Raw genomic sequence first — 17768 nt, forward strand, 5'->3', positions numbered from 1 at the left:
TTAAATAAAGAGATTTTGGTATTCTTCTCTATGTTCCTCAAAGTTAATTTTAAAGCGGTCTTGCATTTCCCGAAATTCTTTTTCTGATTTGATATCAAAATATTCGAGGACTTCTGGCTCGACTGTGAAGTAGTTTCCTTTCCCTTTTCCGATATTCGCTAGGATATCAGCGAGATATATGATTTGACATAGGATATTGTTTCTAGATTTACATTGCCATGGTTTATGATGGAAACGGATCACATCTAATATTTCTTCTGGGAAATGCCATTTTTCTGAAATTAAAAAACCAATTTCGGAGTGAGTTGTTCCTACTGTATATTCCTCAACCCATTCTGAGATTTCAGTATTATCATCACTTCTAAGAACTCGAATTTGATTGACCTGACTTAAATCCAGTGAGAGTAAAACCATTCTGCCTAAATCATGTAGTAGAGCGGCGACAGTGGCTGTTTCCAATAGTTGAATGTGTTTACGTTTTTCTTCCAAAAGAAATTTTACATACATGGAAGTTTTGAAAGAATGTGTCCATACCAACACTTGTTTCGCATAACGAGAGTTAAGTATTTTTTTGGCTCCTAATGCAAGAAAGATAGATTCAAGGTTTTTTAGACCAATCCGTTTTACGCCCTCGATTACAGTCACAATTGACTTATGGATTCCAAATAGTGGAGAATTTGCAATTTTGATGATTTCCGCAGCTATGGCAGGATCTTTTTCTGCTTCCATCGCAATTTCTTGGAAAGTAACATCTTTCTTTTTTGCGATCAGAATCAGCTTATTGATTTGAGCGGGTAGGGGAGGGAGAGAATTCACTTCTCGGATCAGAAGTTCCTTGATACGAGTTTGGCTTTCCTTTGGGATCAATTGTTTTGGAATTCGGATGATTACTTCTGTAAAATCATCCCCAGTCACCAATTCGAAAAACTGGTTTGGAATCCCTGAATTACGAAGAAGGATGTGGATCAAAACGATCCCAAGTCCAGAACTTTCTTCATTATCAACAGATTCCCGATATGCATCGTTGATGTTTTTGTACTTAACGGAAGCTTGAACTCTCCTTAGAATTCGATTCTTTTCTTCTGGAAGTATTTTAGCATTGTTTCGAACGCGAAACTCAATAAAATCTTCCTTAAACATTGTACTGAGTTTGATAAAAAAATTCGATTTTTCTAAAGATAAAAAAACTCGCTTACGATTGTGCCCAAATTCGTCCTTATACAAAGAGATACCACGAGCATAATCCTTCTCATTCCATAAGTCTAACCCTTGTTCTGAGAAAAATACTCGTTTCCCATTTGCCTTACATCCATTGACCAAAAGTTCACTCAGAATCGTGAATAGGATTTCATGGAGGAATTCTAATGAAATACTCCTTACCACTCGACCAATCCAAACATCCAATTCCGGACAATCGCTTTCCGAAAAATGGACATATTCTTTGGTGATCAATTTCCCAGAAAGGAAGTCCTCCTGGAATGTCATGAGTGGGGGAATCGACATGATAAAACTGTTTTGAACCTTGTTTCTCTTTTTGAAAACCGAAAATTTTATTTTGAAATTTACTTAAAAAAACCGATAATAGTAACTATGGAACTCTCGAAAAAAAGTCTTCTCTTCATCCTAATGTTCAGTTTAGCAGTTTTTTCAATTTCTGCACAGGACACCAAACCACAATCGACCTCGACTGACGTGACCCAAGAAAATCACGATGCCAAAGAAGGCCAAGACAAAGAGTTATTCGAGTACTACTATAAAACACGTCCCGAAAATTTACCACCTAATAAAGCAAAACTTGAGTATAACTTGATTAAGACGCTCAAAAAAGAAATTATGAGTCGTGATTATTCTAAAGAATCTGCGGAATCAATCAAAAAGATAGATGCAACTAACATTCAATACGAAAGGGTATATCGGGATAGTAAATGGTTGCGCGGCTTTATGACGCAAAACACACATCTGAATTATATGGAGTTTATGTATGTGGTAAAATACGATAAGTATATGTGTTTCGTTACTTTTGATGTGAATCCAGAGAATTATTTGCAACAATCGCGTCAGTCTCATTTGGTTTTTTCTGGGAAGGATAAGTTCGAAATAACCATCCCGAAACCCTAATGGTTAAAAGAACAGACGTTAAAGCAAAGAAGTAATAAAAGCTATATTTAAAATATTTTTCTAAGTTCTCTAAAAGGGGGAGTGGTTCCTCATTCCCCATAATTCTCGAAATTGCGGTTTGTTTCCCAAGACTTCTCAATTCTTTTTTATAAATTTCAATTGTGTCCCCCAATCTAAGTCTTTTGTAAATTGAGTAGGGTATTTTTTCTGTGGATTCAAATAATGAACCATCACTCAGTCCAAAATTATAATGGCATTGGTAGGCTATTGGGAATTGGTTTTTGATACGGGATAACTCTTGAACCCTCGCAAAACTTCTGTTTTTCTCATCAATTAGCGAAGAAGATTCTTCTCGAAGGGAATTGTTCTCGAAATAAACTAACGAGTATAATATAGAAACAGCAAAAAAAGAAATGAAAACCGAGTTGGAGATCCAAACGGAAATTCGGGGAGACATCTAGGACTTAGATGGCTCCTCAAAAGACTTCAATGCATCTTCTCTGTCAGAATAAAATTGGAAGGCATTCGATAATCCTAATAAATGGAACACTTGTAATATGGAACTAGTCACTCCAACAAGCGCCATTTCCTTGTTTCTTTTTTGAAGGTTCATTTTTACGTCTAGAATCATTCTGATTCCTAAACTCGAAATATAGCGCAATTCAGAAAAATCTAAAATCAAATGTTTTCGATCAGCACCAACCATCTCATCTAAGATTGTTTGTGTGATTCGATCCAAAGGACCTGATTCCATCCTTCCTTTGATTTGAACGATGACAGTTCCATTGATGCGCTTTTGTTCTATTTCATATGGTAAGTCTTGCATGGATTCCCCTCTCTTTAGTGGAACAAGTACAAATAATTTCTCTGGTGATAATCGAATCACCGCCTTTGCATATGGTGGAAACGGGTAATGCCTCTCGGTAAGAGAGTCCACAGCCAAACCGCCATTCATTTCGGAAATAACTTCCACTTGATCTAAAGCCCTAAAATCTGCCAAGGAAAACTCTGTTTCCTGAGATTTCACTCGTATTTCTCTAGAATAAACATGGAAAAAAGGCTCATGTTTGGAAAAGGGTGGGAATTTTTTCGGAAAACAGGAACTGATCCATCCTGTTGAGCCTGCCCCAGTATAAACGAGTAATCCGGAACATTTTTGCTCCTCTTTTTGATCCAGATACGAAATCCAAAACCTTGAAGTGAGATCAGGGCTGTTATTTCGTATGGAAAGTTCACAAACAGCTGGCACAGTTCTTAGTTTCGTTCCATTTGGATAAAGAATTTCCGTATCAAGTAGGGACCACGATTCTAATTTCGTATGTTTGAAATTTTGTCTGACAGCTTCTCCCAATTCTTCTGCAGTGAAACCAAGAAGTGCTCCCACTGAGGAATTTGGATCAGAATTACATCCAATTAAATGTGTATTCCCTACCAAATGCGCCACATAAGTGAAATGATTGTCTCCACCATGAGCGACTACTAAGTCATAATTGGCCCCACTATCTGGATCAAAATGTTCACGAAACACAAAGTCCGCCTTGGGGAATACATGGTTTTTGAGATACTCACGGGAACGAATTTGCCTTTCATGTGATTCAAACGTTCTTTGGAAAACATCTGGATTTTGTTTTGTGACTTCCTTATATGCCTGGATGGAACCATAAGTTTCCAAATCCAACTCGTATTTGGTACGTTTGAATACGACAACGATCTTCTTGTATTTGATGGAAGACATGAGTTTTGGAAGAAATTCCCATTTTCCTTAGGGAAATAAAGGTTTTTTTAAAAAAACTACGTTTTTCTTAGGAAATTCTAAGAAAAATTGTATCCAAAATCAATTTAATCTTGTACCAAAACAGGTAGTTTTGTAAATAATGTGTAACCGTTAAATGGTTTAGAGGAAAATCAAAGTATGGCAACAACTCCTACCCCAATGAAAAAGTCCGAAATGCTCAGCGAACTTGCTGAAACAACTGGTATGACCAAAAAAAATGTAGCAGCATTCTTGGACTCTTTTGTTGAACTCGCATACAAAGAAACAAAGAAGAATGGTGCATTCGTCATCCCAGGATTAGGAAAACTTGTTAAACGAAATCGTCCCAAAAGAAAAGGTAGAAACCCAGCAACTGGTGAAGCGATTGTCATCCCTGCAAAAACCGTTGTTAAATTTACTCTTTCTAAAACTTGCAAAGACGCAGTTGTTCCACCTAAAAAATAACAGTACTGTTTCTCCCAGGAGGATACCCACCTGGGAATTTTATGGATAAAAAACCATATCCATTCTTACCTTTTGAAGATTCTCTCGTAGGAGAGAAAATATTGTTTGTTTGGCAAGAGAGCCATCATTCTGAAAAAAATTTAAAAGAACATCTTTTAAAAGCTTTGGAATTGAAAGATGACCAATTGGTTTTTACGCCAAACGCCATGAAACAAAAGTTAATGGTCTCTTTCCCAACAGAGATTCGAAATTTAATCGAATCAAACCGATCTGCTGAAATACCGAATCTATTGATGAGTATCGCCAAAGGAAAAACGCAATTGTATCCACAACCTGCTGTCGATATTTGTTTTGAATTGATTGAATGGCTGTTAACTGGATTTGATTTGGATGAAGTGCTTCGTGAAACCTTATCATTATTGTTTGAAACAACTTTATCACTCGATTTTTTAACATCAGTCCGTACAGAATATTTCAAAGAGTTACGTGGTTAAATAAAACGAACAAAAATGTTTTTTTGTTGTCAGTTTTTGAATTTAGTTCAGAAATTGGAGCAAATAAGGATTGTCGGTTAACACTATGCAAACTCGAAGCATTTACAAATGGGGTTCCCCTGAAGTAGAAGAAAAACTTCCCTCACATACTCTTGATTTTTTAAACAATCAATTCCCCGTTTCAAATGAACTTAAATCTTCTCTCCCCAAAGGAGAACTCAATTTAAAACCATTAAAAAAATCTAAATTAAGTGCATCGATTGTCTCCAAACTTAAAAAAATAGTAGGGAACGCCAATGTTTCGTTAGACGATGTGAGTCGGGCAAGGCATTCGATTGGAAAATTTTATACTGAAATTTATAAAGCTAGGTTTGGGGAAGTCACTGAGGTAGTTGACGTTGTTGTTTTACCTAAAAATGAAACAGAAATTGAGGAAATATTATCCTTAGCCAATGCGAATAAAATCCCAGTCATTCCCTTTGGAGCAGGTTCTACTGTGACAAAAGCACTCCAAGCTCCCAAGGGTGGTATCTCACTCGATTTATCAAGACTCAATCGAATCATCGAATTCAATGCCATTGATTCAACAGTGACAGTAGAGGCGGGCGTTTATGGTCCTGAGTTGGAAAAACATTTGAATGAAAGAGGATACACTTGCGGACATTTCCCTCAGTCTTTTGAATTTTCAACGGTTGGTGGTTGGATTGCGGCAAAAGGTGCAGGACAAGCTTCGACGGGTTATGGGAAAATCGAAGATATCCTATTGGGTCTAACGGCAATGACTCCTTCAGGTAAGTTTGAATCAAAAGTGTACCCAGCAGCATCCATTGGTCCCGATATGTTTCGATTGTTCCTTGGGACAGAAGGAAGTTTTGGTGTGATCACAAAAGCGACTTTGAAGATTCGTAAATACCATTCAGAAAATTCTGCAAAAGGATCTTTTATATTTAAAAACTTTGAAAAGGCCGTTGAGACAATGCGCGAAGTCATGCAAGGTGGATTTGGAAAACCTCATTTCTTTCGTATTCAAGATCCAGAGGAAACTGATATCTCCTTTCACATGAGTGGATTACACGGAGGAAAGGAAGATTTATTTTTAAGATTCATCGGATACAAACCAATGCAAAGGTCACTTATGCACATCATTATCGATGGTGACCCTTCTTATACAAAAGAAGTTATGAAAAAAATTAAAAAGATCGCAAAACGGAATGGTGGATTCTCCACGGGGGAGTCTCCCGTAAATAAATGGTTACACCAAAGGTATTCGAGCGCGTATCTTCGAGATTATCTAATGGATGAAGGGATACGAATTGATACTTTAGAGACAGCGGTTAGTTGGTCAAATCTGCATACTTTGTGGGAGAACACTAGGGCATACATAAAAAGTTTTGAAAACACATCGTGTATGGTTCACATTTCGCACGCCTATGAAAATGGAGCCAATTTATATTTTATTTTTCTTAGTCCTATGAATCAACAAAATGAAGTTTCAGATTTTTTGAAATTTCATAAAGGGATCATTGATAGTATTCATGCGAATGGTGGTTCTTTATCACACCATCATGGAATTGGAAGGATGTTATCTCCTTGGATGGAAAAAGAAGTAGGTGAGGAAGGCATTCGGATCCTTTCTTCACTCAAAAAAACTTTTGATCCCAAAGGCATCATGAATCCAGGCGGATTGTTAGGATTAAAATAATGGGTGTATCGGAACGAAAAAAAAGAGAATTTGCACAGAGAGAATCGGACATTCTAAATTGCGCGATTGAACTTTTTCGAACCAAACATCCTTCACTTGTGAAGATGGATGATATCGCCAAACACTTAGAAATTGGGCGGGGTACTATTTATCTGCATTTTAAGAGTAAAGATGATTTGATGGCACGGATCCAATATGAAGATTATGTGCGACTTCGTGCGAGGTTGGAAAAAGCATTTGAAGAAAAAACTGCTATTGAGATGTCAAGACGCGCGATTCGAGCTTATATCGAACATTGTCTTGGCGACAAACATATGTATGTCGTCGCAAAACAATGTGGAGTCAATTTAAACATTGAGAATGTCTCTGATGATTTGCGTAAAATGTTAATTGATGAAAGATCCAATCGTTTGTCTTTGTTGGAAAAAATATACAAACAAGCAAAGAATGAAAATCTTATTAATTCGCGTGGAACATATCCGAATGTGGCAGTTGCTTGGGGTATGATTCGTGGTGCAGTGGAGGTGATCCTCGATGGTCATTTTCAAAACGAAATCAAAAGTGAAAAGGCGTATTTGGAAACCATAGAACATGTTTTATTTTTTGGTTTATTTTCGGGTGGAAACAAAGGAGAAACGTGATGAGAAAAATGAAGGTGATTTTAAATCCAGTATCAGGTGGAGGGCTTTCCGCAAAAGTTTGGAAAAAAATTGAACCAATCCTCATCCAAAATGGAATTTCATATTCCTATGAAGCCACCACAAAAGATAAGGCAGCAAAAGACATAGCCAAGGAAGCAGTCAAACAAGGATTTCATTGGATTTTAGGGATTGGTGGTGATGGTACTTTTTCCAACATCATCAACGGACTTTTTGAAAACGGTAAATTAATCAATAAAAATGTAGTATTTAGTCCAATCCCAGCTGGGAGAGGGAATGATTTTATCAAAACAGTTAAAGTCCCAAAAAGTCCAACGAAGGCATTGGAACAAATCTTAGGTGGAACCGAAAGGTTTATTGACCTAATCGATGTTACCTATACGAAATCAGATAAAACGAAAGGGAAGTACCTCTGTTTGAATTTAGCCGATTTTGGTATGGGTGGTGAGGTTGTTTACCGAGTTAACAAGTCTAGGCTAGGTCGGTTTATTGGCGGCAAAGCAGTTTTTTTACTGTATACGGTTGTTTGTCTTTTCTCTTATACGAATAAAAAAATCACACTAACGCTATCCAAATTTGAAAAGATTACCAATAAATGTAGGTTGATCGTATGTGCGAATGGTGAATTTGCAGGAGGAGGAATGTGGTTTGCCCCCAAGGCAAAGTTAGACGATGGTAAGATGGACTTACTTGCGATCCAAGACGTTTCTGTTTTTGAAACTCTGAGAAAGTTTGGGAATCTTTACCAAGGGAAATTGTCAGAGGATTCCAAGGTGATTTCAAAACAAATCACAGAACTCAAAGCCGATTCAGATGAAGATGTTTTTATCGACGTAGATGGAGAGAATATGGGGCAACTCCCTGCCGAATTCAAAGTTATTCCAAAGGTTTTACCGATTAAATGTTAATTTTATGAAACATAGCACCAAACAAGAAAACTCGAGACTTACACATTTAAAAAAAGAATACGACATACTCATCATAGGTGGTGGGATTACTGGTGCCAATGTACTTTGGGATGCAACTTTACGAGGGTATCAATGCCTACTTGTCGAAAAAAATGATTACGCATCGGGCACAAGCCAAGCAACTTCCAAACTCATCCACGGCGGACTTCGGTATTTAAAAAATTTTGAAATTGGTTTGGTCAGAGAGTCTCTTTCTGAGAGAAGATACTTAGCAAAAATATCTCCCCATGCAGTGCGTCCTATGGGTTTTATCATACCGATTCGATCGTTATTCCAAAGGATCCAATTGTTCCTTGGTATGGAATTATACAATCTACTCTCATTTGATCGAAACAAAGACATTGATCCCGATGTACAACTTCCCAAATACCGATGGAATTCAATTGCAGAAACGATTTATAAAGTGATTGGGCTAGGTAGAAAATCTCTGATTGGAAGTTTTCAATACTATGATTATGCAAACCCAAATCCTGAAAAACATACTACAGAATTTATCCTCTCAGCAAAAGAGAAAGGTGCACACGCCTTTAATTATTTGTCAGTCACCACATTAAAAAAACAAAATAGCGGTGGTTATACGGTTGGATTAACGGATGAAATTACAGGCAAAAAAGTGTTGGTCTCTGCGAAGATAGTTGTGAATTCAGCAGGGCCATGGGCTGATGTCATCGAATCAATGGCTGGAATTTCGGCAGAAAAAAAATTGGTTCGATCCAAAGGAATTCATGCAGTGGTTCGTAATATTTGTGGGAATGAATGTGTTGTTTTGTCCAAACGGGACGGTTCTCATCTATTTGTGATCCCTTGGCGTGGGAAAACAATCATTGGGACGACAGACACTGCCTATGAAGATGATCCTGACAAATTCAAAGTCAAACAATCTGAACTCGTAGACTTAATTGACGAAGTCAATTTTAGTTTTGGATTCGCAAAATTAACGTTAAAAGATGTAGATTATTACTATGGGGGTTTGCGTCCTCTAGTGGAAGACCCAGGAAGTACGGAAGGAACCTACTCAGCTTCTAGAAAATCGGAAATTTTTCACTATGAAAAGGAAGGATTCCCTGGTTTCTTTTCCGCGTTAGGTGGTAAATATACCACAAGTCGCGCCGTGGCCGAAAGTTTGGTCAATTCGATTGATTTGTATTCGAAGGGTAAAGAAGATTCTTGTGTTACTAAATTTACACCCTTACTTGGTGGTCGGTACCAAAATGTAAAAGAGTTAGTCACTGAAATTCAATTTAAATTTCCACATGAATCCGGATTCAAAATAGAAACACTTGTGAGACGTTACGGAAGCACCACTTGGAGGATATTACAAGGGAAAGGAACAGATTCTTATCGTATCCCCAATGGTGAAATTTATTTTGAAGAAGAAGTAGAATACATAGTTTTACACGAAGACATCCATCATCTCACTGATTTTTACTTTAGAAGGTCTGGCGTTGGTACGGTTGGGAAACTAGACACTTCGGATCGCATTCGAATGGATAAAAAAATCGCGAAACTACTTGGATGGAATGCGGAACGACTCAAAGTAGAAAGTAAAAAAGTAGATGAACGATACCAGTGGTATGTTGATTAAATGGCTAGGATTATCATTGATATTCCAGACAAATTGGTCTTTGAAACTTCTTTAAGTGTTCGAATTTCTGATATCAATTTTGCAGGCCACTTAGCACACGATGCGATTTTAACTTTAACGCATGAATGTCGGGCCAGATTCTTTCATTCCCATGGTTGGACAGAGATCAATGTGGAAGGGAAGGGGATTGTTGTTTCTGATGTCGCAATTGTTTATAAATCGGAAGCCTTTTTCCCTGACGATTTACAAATGAGATTGTATGTAGACCAAATCTCAAAAAAATCGTTCGATATGATTTATGTCATCACTCATAAACAGGATGGTAAAGAAATTGCAAGAGCCAAAACGGCGATTGTATTTTTTGATTATTCAGAACGCAAAGCGAGTTCCATACCGGAAGTTTTTTTAAAGGTTATCCAGTAGTCGATAGTGAGAAATGGAAAGTGATTCATTCATCATGGATCACTTGTTTTTGGATGAGAGATACAAATTTTTTTTCTTCTGTTTCGTAATCCATTTTGTGGATTCCACCCGAAAGACTGAGTCGTACTGCTTGATTCCAAGATTTTGATTCCAGCTTTTCCCAGATCCTCATTCCAAAACGACCGTATTCATTTCGGATCCATTGCCTGAGTTGTGTCATAGTCTCTGCGTTTTTATCCTTACGTTTTGAGTAATGAAGGATATAATGTAAAAGTTCTTCGATCCCTTTTCTTTTGGTAACAGATGTTTTAAAAATGGGGGGGAGGGACTGGTCAGATAAAATATCTTTGATAAATTCAAGAGTGGATTGGAGCATATAAAAACTTGAATTGGCCAAAGATTCCTCATCACATTTGTTGATGATAAATGCTTCTGGGACTTCCATAATCCCTGATTTCATAAATTGTACTTGGTCTCCACCAAGCGGTTGCATTACTAAAAAAGAGATATCAGATACCAAAGAAACGGAGATTTCATTTTGTCCGATGCCTACAGTTTCAATGAATACATAATCAAATATCTTTCGTAGGAAACGAATGACATGGTAGGTATAGGGATTCAGGCCACCGAGTTCTAATTGGGAAGGTTGCGAGCGAAAATAGATCCTAGTGTCTCGTCTTGGAAGTGTGACACGAGTTCTGTCACCAAGGATAGAACCACCACTCACATTAGAAGAGGGATCAATGGCCACGATTGCCATTTTTTTATCTGGTGCAAAATCAAGGAACAATCGACAAAGTTCACCGAGTAACGATGATTTGCCGGCACCAGGTGTGCCTGTGATGCCAATCGTGAGTCCATCTTTGGCATTTGGCTTTTGGGATTGGATTTCGCGGAATAAACTTTCTCGAAATTCTAGATTGTTTTCCGTTTCAATTTTAGAGATGATTTTGGCAATCGGGAACTTTTCGCCGAGGAGTGCTTCGGACACCAATTCTGATAGTGTTTCTGTGGAATCAATCAAGTGAGTTTGCCATTTAAATTATAGTTAAGATGCGAGAAATGAAACTTCTGCTACAAATCAAAATTGATCAGTAGCAGAAGTGTTCTGAATACAAAGGTTTGTCAAACGAGAGCTGGTTCGACTGAAATGATGTCGATGATTTTATTCATGATCGACATGAGATCATAATCCTTTGGAGTAAAGATCTCTCGGATTCCCATTTTTTTCAATTCTTCAAAATCAGATTCTGGGATGATACCACCAATCACTACAGGGATTTTTGCCTTGTAATGAGCCAGTTCATCAAACAACTGTTTTGCGATTTCTTTATGGGAGCCAGAAAGGATGGAGAGACCAATTACATTCGCGTTTTCTTCGACGGCCGATTGAACGATTTCTTCTGGGGAAAGTCGGATACCAGAGTAAATTACGTCAAATCCACTGTGTTTTGCAGAAACGGCAATCATTTCCGCACCATTGGAATGGCCATCAAGTCCTGGTTTTCCCACCACAATTTTGGGTCTATGCCCATGTGCTTTGGTAAAGGCTTCCACTTTTCCACGAACCGTTGCCACTTTGTCATCGGAAAGGAAAAGTTTTTGGCCATCCACACCAGTTGGTGGGTTGTATTCGCCGTAAACTTCGCGGAGTGCATCGGCCCATTCCCCTGTTGTGACGAGTGCTTTGGCACAAGCAATGGAATAAGGCATAAGGTTTTTTCCTTCTTTTGCAGCTTGTTTTAAATCCTCTAAGGATTTTTTTGCAAGTTCTGCATTCCGTCGTCCTTTTGCTTCTGCGAGTACACTTAATGTTTGTTCAGCGGACTTAGGATCTACCTTGAAGATACCACCATCGGAGTCCGTCATCAGTGGTGATTTGATTCCGTCAGTCCATTTGTTTTTACCAACAATCACAAGTTCATTGGAGTTGATTTTGGAGAGCCTTTCGGTTTGTGATTTCACAAGTTGTGATTTCATATATCCGTTTTCGATGGCAACAAGAGCACCACCCATATCGAGAATCTTTTGGATTTCCAATTTGGCTTCTTCTTTTAGAGCTTTTACTTTCCCTTCAATCACTTTGGACCCTTCAAAAATATCAGGGTATTCCAAGAGGTCCGTTTCATACGCTAGGACTTGTTGTAAACGGAGAGACCACTGTTGGTCCCAAGGCCTAGGAAGGGAGAGTGCTTCATTCCACGCTGGTAATTGTAGAGCACGGCATCTTGCTTTTCGGGACAATGTCACACCCAATGCTTCGATGAGAATCCGCCAAGCATTGTTTTCTGGTTGTTCTTCTGTGAGACCAAGTGAATTGACTTGAACTCCATAACGGAACACTCTGTACTTTGCTGTTTTGACGTTATAACGTTCCGTTGTGATTTCTTCCCACATCTCAGAGAAAGCACGCATTTTGCACATCTCTTCTACGAAACGAATCCCAGCATTGACAAAAAAGGAAATCCTTCCCACACACTGCTCAAATTCGTCAGCAGTGAAACAATTCCTCTCTTTGATGGCATCGAGTACTGCGATTGCTGTTGCCAAGGCAAAGGAAAGTTCCTGAACAGGAGTTGCCCCCGCTTCTTGTAAATGGTAGGAACAAATGTTAGATGGATTCCACTTTGGAATGTTATGCAAACAATACTCATACATATCCACGATGATTTTCATCGAGTCTTTTGGCGGATAAATGTATGTCCCGCGTGCTAGGTATTCCTTAATGAGATCGTTTTGAGTGGTTCCATTTAGTTTTTCTAAGGGCACTCCCCGTTCTTCGGCAAGGGCTACATAAAGTGATAATAACCACATGGAGGTTCCATTGATGGTCATCGATGTGTTCATCTCTTCAATCGGGATTTGGTCAAATAAGATACGAAAGTCTTCGAGTGAGTTGATGGGAACTCCCACTTTTCCAATTTCAGGCCTTGAGACCTCGTGATCAGAACTATATCCACATTGGGTGGGTAGATCAAATGCAATGGAAAGCCCTGTTTGGCCTTTAGAAAGGTTCTTCCTGTACAACTCATTGGAGGCTTTTGCGTTGGTGTGCCCTGCATAGGTCCTAAAAATCCATGGTTTGTCAGGTTTTCCCTGTCCATTCTCGTCAACGAGAAGGTAATCTTTTTTTTCGGCGGACATTCTTTGCCTCGTTTTATAATTTCTATGTATAATTGAAAATCTTCTGGAATATTTTCACCTAAAAATTTATACAGGACTAGGCAAATTAAGCCTTTTCCAAGATGCGCGAACCTAAACCTTTTTCACCAATTCCTTTCTTTTTTAGCATCTTACTCTTAAGTTTGGGTTATGCCTTGTTCTCCTATTTTCGCCCATTCCCAACCACGGAAACAGAATGGGAATTTTTGGCCAATGTCAAAGCGGCAACGGAGGAGGGGGGACTCGTTTCTGCGAGAGAACCTCTTGCGTTTTGGTTTGTTGTCACTTGGAAAAAGATCTTTGGTGCCAACTACATTCCATCTTTCATTGCGTTAGCTGGTTTATTCTATAGTTTATTCCTTCATTTGTTCCTTTTGTTATTACGCAATGTAGAATGGAAACGAAACCATTATTTGGTCGTTTATTTGGCGGCCTTTCTGCCATTTTCGTATGGATTCCCAACTTCATACTTCACGGAAACACTCTGTCTTGTTTTTTTGTTACTCGTCTTTTTGACCTTCCGTTTGGAAAAGATGACCGATTTACTTGTCTTCCCTACGTTTACACTCTTAGCGTTTTTTTCAAGTTTCATCATGTTCTATTTAGGATTTACATTCTTTGTGATTTTTACAGGGATTCGTGGATCGAGAAAGGCGGCTCAAAAAACATCCGTTTTTTATAAAAAGAAAAATGTTCCTTTTCTCTTTCTTGTGGGATACCTTGCCTTCTTTGTTTTATCTTTATTTTACTTTTCGTATTCCAATTTTTTTGGGGAGGGTTCCATCTCTTTTCTTTTCCACACATGGTACCAATCTTCCCTTGTGATTTTACTTCCCATGTTAACGATAGGAATTGGTCACATTTTACTGAAGACAGAAAAAGAGTTGAATACAATTACCGCATCTGTTGTGTTAGGTGTCTCAATTATTGCTTCGATTTACTTTATTTTTAAGGATTTGCGCTCAGGCGGTGCGGAACCTTGGGAAACACAAACCAAAAATCTGACCAAATCCTTTGGGCAAGCATTGGTACTCAAATCTGATCCAATTTATTTACCAAAAGAGTTTTCATTTGCTTTGTATTTCCAAACAGGAACCAAAACAAAATATTTAAAAGAATCCAATGTATCTGAAAAATCCTTTTTATACGTAGAAGGGATTTGGAACCAAGACATCCAATTGGTTCAAAAATCGGGACTCTTCCGAAAATCAAACCGATCACTTGGGATTGTACCTCTCAGTGAAGATGATGTCCTCATCCAAAAAACCACTTCTGACCGTATCAAAAATGAAAAGAATTTAAGTTTTATATTCAAAAAAGTAGACGAGGCATGGGGGAATGTTCCCGCAAAACGCCCGTTTGACGAGTATACGTCTAGTTTACAGAAAAAATTTGGATACTTGAGTTTTTATTAATTTAGTTTATGTAATTCGATTATTTTGAACTAAAATCTTGATAAAACCGTTTCACTTTGGAAACATATTGTTTGGTTTCTTCATAAGGTGGAATCCCGTTGTATCGTTTGACAGCCCCAGGCCCAGCGTTATAAGCAGCGATTGCTTTTTCAGGGTCCTTAAATTCTTTCAATAACCCTTTTAAGAACTTCACTCCTCCGGCCACATTTTCTTCTGGGTCAAAAGGATCTTTTACACCAAGACGATCTGCGGTTTCAGGCATGAGTTGCATTAGGCCCATCGCACCCTTTGGGGAAACCGCTTTCGGTTTAAAACCTGATTCTGCTTTCACCATGGCCTTTACCAAATTGGGGTCCAAACCTTGTGCTTCTGCAATGGATTCGATGGACTCGAGTAGTTTGTCAGGTTGTTGGGATCCAATCCTTTCGTTTGCGTTGGGTTTCTCCAGTCCCGCAGGAAACGGGAGTTGGATGTTTCCCACTAAATTGACCTTTTCTTCTGGTAAGGAAGCACTTGGGATTTGGGTTTGTTTTGAAAATTCGCGCTCTAATAATTCGGGAAACGAGACCAGAGATTTTGGGTCTTTTGACAATTGAGTGAGGGATTCCATACGGCTAAGGACAGAAGAAACGGAAGGGATATCGGTGAGTCTCACACCAAAAACATCGGAAACTTTCAGGAAAACTGAAGAAAAAAATTATGTCTCTTTCTACTCCGTTGGCTTTTGGATGGTGCTGAGGTCCTTTTTGCTTAAGGGTTTGGTGAGGTAACCTACCACATTGGGGTAGGTTACACTTTTGGATTTGTCGGATGGGTCGACAGAGGAGGTGAGGATGTAGGTGGGGATTTTGGAGAACTTTGGGATGTTTTGGATCGTCTCCAAAAATTGCCAACCATCCATGATTGGCATATTCAAATCTAAAAACAATAGTTCCGGGAACTCAATTGCTTTTTGTAAAGCATCTAGTGCTTCGGCACCATTGGAATATGTCAAAATCTCCGAAGCAAAGGAAAATTTTTCCATCAATGTTTTAATTAAAAAAGTAGTGACTGCATCATCTTCAATTAAGTATACTTTTGACAATTGGTGTAACATAGTGAAAACTTCTATTAGAATTTACTAATGCATCCAAATGAATCAACCATTAATTACCATTTAACTCAGTTTAAAGAGAATGGGGTGAAGTTAAAATTTCTGGCCTCAGGATTTCTTTTAGTTTTTTTTCCTCTAATAACCCCAGTTCCAATACAATGGATTCCACGGATCGATTTTCAGCAAGAGCGCGTTTGGCAACTAAAGTTGCATTTTCATAGCCTATATAAGGATTCAGCGCCGTCGCAAGTCCTGCAGAAGTTTTCACCCGCGATTCCAACAACTCTCTGTTTGCTGTAATGCCTTCGATACAATTAATTTCCAATGTTTTGCAACCAGCCGTTAGATGTTCTATACTTTTGAATAAACTATGAGCGATGATCGGTTCAAATGCATTCAATTGTAGTTGGCCTGCTTCGGCGGCCATCGTGATGGTGATATCGTTCCCAATCACCTCGTATGCGATTTGGTTGACAACTTCTGGTATAATGGGATTTACCTTCCCAGGCATGATGGAAGATCCTGCGGCCTTGGCAGGTAAGTTGATTTCATTGAATCCTCCTTGTGGTCCGCTTGATAACAATCGTAAGTCATTGCATACTTTGGAGAGTTTTGTTGCGATCCGTTTTAATACACCTGAGAGCTGAACAAAGGCTCCCGTGTCTTGAGTGGCCTCAATTAAATTGGGTGCGGCATTGAGATCAAATCCAGTTTGTTTGGCCAGGATCTCTGTCACGATCTTTGAATAACGGATATCGGTATTGATCCCTGTACCAATGGCGGTCGCACCCAAATTGATCTCACCGATGAGGGACGTTGCTTCTTTCAGGCGAGAAATATCTTCACCTAACATCACGTCATACGTAGAAAATTCTTGACCAAGTGTCATAGGGACAGCGTCTTGCAATTGGGTCCTGCCGATTTTTAGAATGTCTTTGAATTCTTCTGATTTTTTGCGAAAGGACATTTGTAAACTTTTGAGAGCAGAAAGCAAACCTCGGATGGAAAACACAGCCGCCAGTTTGATTGAAGAGGGGTAAACATCATTTGTACTTTGCGACATGTTCACATCATTCAGTGGATGGAGATAACGATAATCTCCTTTGGAATGGCCAGCAATTTCTAAAGCGATATTGGTAATCACTTCATTTGCATTCATATTGGTAGAAGTTCCCGCTCCCCCTTGGATCACATCGACAACAAACTCGGTATGGAATTCTCCCGCCAAAATTCGGTCACAGGCTTTGGTAATGTAATTTGTTTTTTCTTTTGAAAGCAGGCCTAATTGTAGGTTTGCTTCTGCAGAAGCCTTTTTGATATGGGCTAGTGCATGTACCAAATCTGGATACGAACCGATGGTTTTCCCAGTGATCGGATAGTTTTCCAAAGCCCGTAAGGTATGGATCCCCCAATACGCATCATTTGGAATCTCTCGTTCTCCGAGAAGGTCATGTTCGATCCGAACGTTTGTTTGTATCATAAGAGAAATTCTCCAATTGAGAACGAAAGATAGTCGACCAAATGGAAAAGGGAAGAAGATTTATGTTCTGCATGAAGAAAATCCCATTCCTTTGTTTCACCCTTATCCTTTGTTCTTTCCCATTTTTCCTTTTTGGGAATGAAAAAGTGAATTCCAAAGCGCAGTGCCAACAGAAAGAAGAAACGGTCAGAACCATTTTCCAACTCTTACCTGAATCAGAACGATCCTGCGTGGAAATTGCAAAACTTGTGATCGTAGAAGAAGATGAGGAGGGGGAAAAACTGGACAAAGAGTATAATGAATTGTTTTTGAAAGTTTGCGAACTCAAACGTAAAAAACGATCTTTGGATGAGATTCGAGAAAATTTGGGACTATCAAAACAATGTAATTCTCTTCAAGACCTAACGAAAAAGAATTGATTCTTCGCATCGATTTAGTAAATTTATTGCAA

Annotated in this window: 17 protein-coding genes; 10 read left to right on the plus strand and 7 right to left on the minus strand. The window is 38.7% G+C overall.

All coding sequences use genetic code 11. The features are described 5' to 3' along the window. Window positions 1–1503, minus strand: coding sequence for an HDOD domain-containing protein (locus LEPBI_RS17235; protein ID WP_012476816.1), 1503 nt, complete (start codon window positions 1501–1503; stop codon window positions 1–3). Between the two features lie 12 nt (window positions 1504–1515). Here LEPBI_RS17235 and LEPBI_RS18990 point away from each other — a divergent pair, with 12 nt between their 5' ends. Further along, window positions 1516–2118, plus strand: a complete 603-nt coding sequence (locus LEPBI_RS18990) for a hypothetical protein (RefSeq protein ID WP_226992968.1) — start codon at window positions 1516–1518, stop codon at window positions 2116–2118. A gap of 457 nt (window positions 2119–2575) precedes the next feature. Here the strand turns inward: LEPBI_RS18990 and LEPBI_RS17245 are convergent, their stop codons facing one another. Continuing rightward, a complete protein-coding gene (locus LEPBI_RS17245; RefSeq protein ID WP_012476512.1) occupies window positions 2576–3853 on the minus strand; it encodes an STAS domain-containing protein in 1278 nt (425 codons plus the stop codon). A gap of 177 nt (window positions 3854–4030) precedes the next feature. On the opposite strand from LEPBI_RS17245, the gene LEPBI_RS17250 reads away from it, so the two are divergent. The 7 genes from LEPBI_RS17250 to LEPBI_RS17280 all read left to right on the plus strand — a co-directional run bounded on the left by LEPBI_RS17250 (window position 4031) and on the right by LEPBI_RS17280 (window position 10167). Beyond that, window positions 4031–4336 (plus strand): HU family DNA-binding protein, encoded by a 306-nt coding sequence (locus LEPBI_RS17250; RefSeq protein WP_004788037.1) that lies wholly within the window; start codon window positions 4031–4033, stop codon window positions 4334–4336. 41 nt (window positions 4337–4377) lie between these two features. Continuing rightward, a complete protein-coding gene (locus tag LEPBI_RS17255; RefSeq protein ID WP_012476513.1) occupies window positions 4378–4830 on the plus strand; it encodes a hypothetical protein in 453 nt (150 codons plus the stop codon). An 85-nt stretch (window positions 4831–4915) separates the two neighbouring features. Continuing rightward, window positions 4916–6532, plus strand: a complete 1617-nt coding sequence (locus LEPBI_RS17260) for an FAD-binding oxidoreductase (RefSeq protein ID WP_012476817.1) — start codon at window positions 4916–4918, stop codon at window positions 6530–6532. Beyond that, window positions 6532–7173, plus strand: coding sequence for a TetR/AcrR family transcriptional regulator (locus LEPBI_RS17265; RefSeq protein WP_012476515.1), 642 nt, complete (start codon window positions 6532–6534; stop codon window positions 7171–7173). The genes LEPBI_RS17260 and LEPBI_RS17265 overlap by 1 nt, the downstream gene beginning before the upstream one ends. Further along, window positions 7173–8099, plus strand: a complete 927-nt coding sequence (locus LEPBI_RS17270) for a diacylglycerol/lipid kinase family protein (protein WP_041770185.1) — start codon at window positions 7173–7175, stop codon at window positions 8097–8099. Before LEPBI_RS17265 ends, LEPBI_RS17270 begins: the two co-directional genes overlap by 1 nt. A 4-nt stretch (window positions 8100–8103) precedes the next feature. Next, window positions 8104–9744 (plus strand): glycerol-3-phosphate dehydrogenase/oxidase, encoded by a 1641-nt coding sequence (locus tag LEPBI_RS17275; RefSeq protein ID WP_012476517.1) that lies wholly within the window; start codon window positions 8104–8106, stop codon window positions 9742–9744. Beyond that, the gene (locus LEPBI_RS17280) at window positions 9745–10167 is read left to right on the plus strand and encodes an acyl-CoA thioesterase (RefSeq protein ID WP_012476518.1); all 423 of its coding nucleotides are present in this window, start codon (window positions 9745–9747) and stop codon (window positions 10165–10167) included. A gap of 25 nt (window positions 10168–10192) precedes the next feature. Here LEPBI_RS17280 and LEPBI_RS17285 read toward each other — a convergent pair whose 3' ends face one another. Both LEPBI_RS17285 and LEPBI_RS17290 read right to left on the minus strand, forming a co-directional pair. Beyond that, window positions 10193–11191, minus strand: a complete 999-nt coding sequence (locus LEPBI_RS17285; protein ID WP_012476519.1) for a P-loop NTPase family protein — start codon at window positions 11189–11191, stop codon at window positions 10193–10195. Between the two features lie 101 nt (window positions 11192–11292). Then, window positions 11293–13311, minus strand: a complete 2019-nt coding sequence (locus tag LEPBI_RS17290; RefSeq protein ID WP_012476520.1) for a protein meaA — start codon at window positions 13309–13311, stop codon at window positions 11293–11295. A gap of 101 nt (window positions 13312–13412) precedes the next feature. On the opposite strand from LEPBI_RS17290, the gene LEPBI_RS17295 reads away from it, so the two are divergent. Beyond that, window positions 13413–14744 (plus strand): hypothetical protein, encoded by a 1332-nt coding sequence (locus LEPBI_RS17295; RefSeq protein ID WP_012476521.1) that lies wholly within the window; start codon window positions 13413–13415, stop codon window positions 14742–14744. A gap of 19 nt (window positions 14745–14763) precedes the next feature. Here the strand turns inward: LEPBI_RS17295 and LEPBI_RS17300 are convergent, their stop codons facing one another. The 3 genes from LEPBI_RS17300 to LEPBI_RS17310 all read right to left on the minus strand — a co-directional run bounded on the left by LEPBI_RS17300 (window position 14764) and on the right by LEPBI_RS17310 (window position 17317). Beyond that, on the minus strand, window positions 14764–15399 hold the full coding sequence (locus LEPBI_RS17300; RefSeq protein WP_012476522.1) for a lytic transglycosylase domain-containing protein: 636 nt from the start codon (window positions 15397–15399) through the stop codon (window positions 14764–14766). Between the two features lie 54 nt (window positions 15400–15453). Next, on the minus strand, window positions 15454–15840 hold the full coding sequence (locus tag LEPBI_RS17305; RefSeq protein ID WP_012476523.1) for a response regulator: 387 nt from the start codon (window positions 15838–15840) through the stop codon (window positions 15454–15456). A 70-nt stretch (window positions 15841–15910) separates the two neighbouring features. Beyond that, entirely contained in the window at window positions 15911–17317 is a 1407-nt protein-coding gene (locus tag LEPBI_RS17310; protein ID WP_012476524.1) for an aspartate ammonia-lyase, read from the minus strand. Window positions 17318–17388: 71 nt separating this feature from the next. Between LEPBI_RS17310 and LEPBI_RS17315 the strand changes: the two genes are divergently transcribed. Next, window positions 17389–17736, plus strand: a complete 348-nt coding sequence (locus LEPBI_RS17315; protein WP_411711861.1) for a hypothetical protein — start codon at window positions 17389–17391, stop codon at window positions 17734–17736. Window positions 17737–17768 lie beyond the last annotated feature (32 nt).

Source organism: Leptospira biflexa serovar Patoc strain 'Patoc 1 (Paris)', from assembly GCF_000017685.1.
In the GTDB taxonomy this organism is placed as follows: domain Bacteria; phylum Spirochaetota; class Leptospiria; order Leptospirales; family Leptospiraceae; genus Leptospira_A; species Leptospira_A biflexa.

Coding starts and splice junctions, on each gene's coding strand:
- LEPBI_RS17235 (WP_012476816.1), bottom strand. CDS start 1,503: ATGTCGATTCCCCCACTCATGACATTCCAGGAGGACTTCCTTTCTGGG.
- LEPBI_RS17245 (WP_012476512.1), bottom strand. CDS start 3,853: ATGTCTTCCATCAAATACAAGAAGATCGTTGTCGTATTCAAACGTACC.
- LEPBI_RS17250 (WP_004788037.1), top strand. CDS start 4,031: ATGGCAACAACTCCTACCCCAATGAAAAAGTCCGAAATGCTCAGCGAA.
- LEPBI_RS17255 (WP_012476513.1), top strand. CDS start 4,378: ATGGATAAAAAACCATATCCATTCTTACCTTTTGAAGATTCTCTCGTA.
- LEPBI_RS17260 (WP_012476817.1), top strand. CDS start 4,916: ATGCAAACTCGAAGCATTTACAAATGGGGTTCCCCTGAAGTAGAAGAA.
- LEPBI_RS17265 (WP_012476515.1), top strand. CDS start 6,532: ATGGGTGTATCGGAACGAAAAAAAAGAGAATTTGCACAGAGAGAATCG.
- LEPBI_RS17270 (WP_041770185.1), top strand. CDS start 7,173: ATGAGAAAAATGAAGGTGATTTTAAATCCAGTATCAGGTGGAGGGCTT.
- LEPBI_RS17275 (WP_012476517.1), top strand. CDS start 8,104: ATGAAACATAGCACCAAACAAGAAAACTCGAGACTTACACATTTAAAA.
- LEPBI_RS17280 (WP_012476518.1), top strand. CDS start 9,745: ATGGCTAGGATTATCATTGATATTCCAGACAAATTGGTCTTTGAAACT.
- LEPBI_RS17290 (WP_012476520.1), bottom strand. CDS start 13,311: ATGTCCGCCGAAAAAAAAGATTACCTTCTCGTTGACGAGAATGGACAG.
- LEPBI_RS17295 (WP_012476521.1), top strand. CDS start 13,413: ATGCGCGAACCTAAACCTTTTTCACCAATTCCTTTCTTTTTTAGCATC.
- LEPBI_RS17305 (WP_012476523.1), bottom strand. CDS start 15,840: ATGTTACACCAATTGTCAAAAGTATACTTAATTGAAGATGATGCAGTC.
- LEPBI_RS17310 (WP_012476524.1), bottom strand. CDS start 17,317: ATGATACAAACAAACGTTCGGATCGAACATGACCTTCTCGGAGAACGA.
- LEPBI_RS17315 (WP_411711861.1), top strand. CDS start 17,389: ATGAAGAAAATCCCATTCCTTTGTTTCACCCTTATCCTTTGTTCTTTC.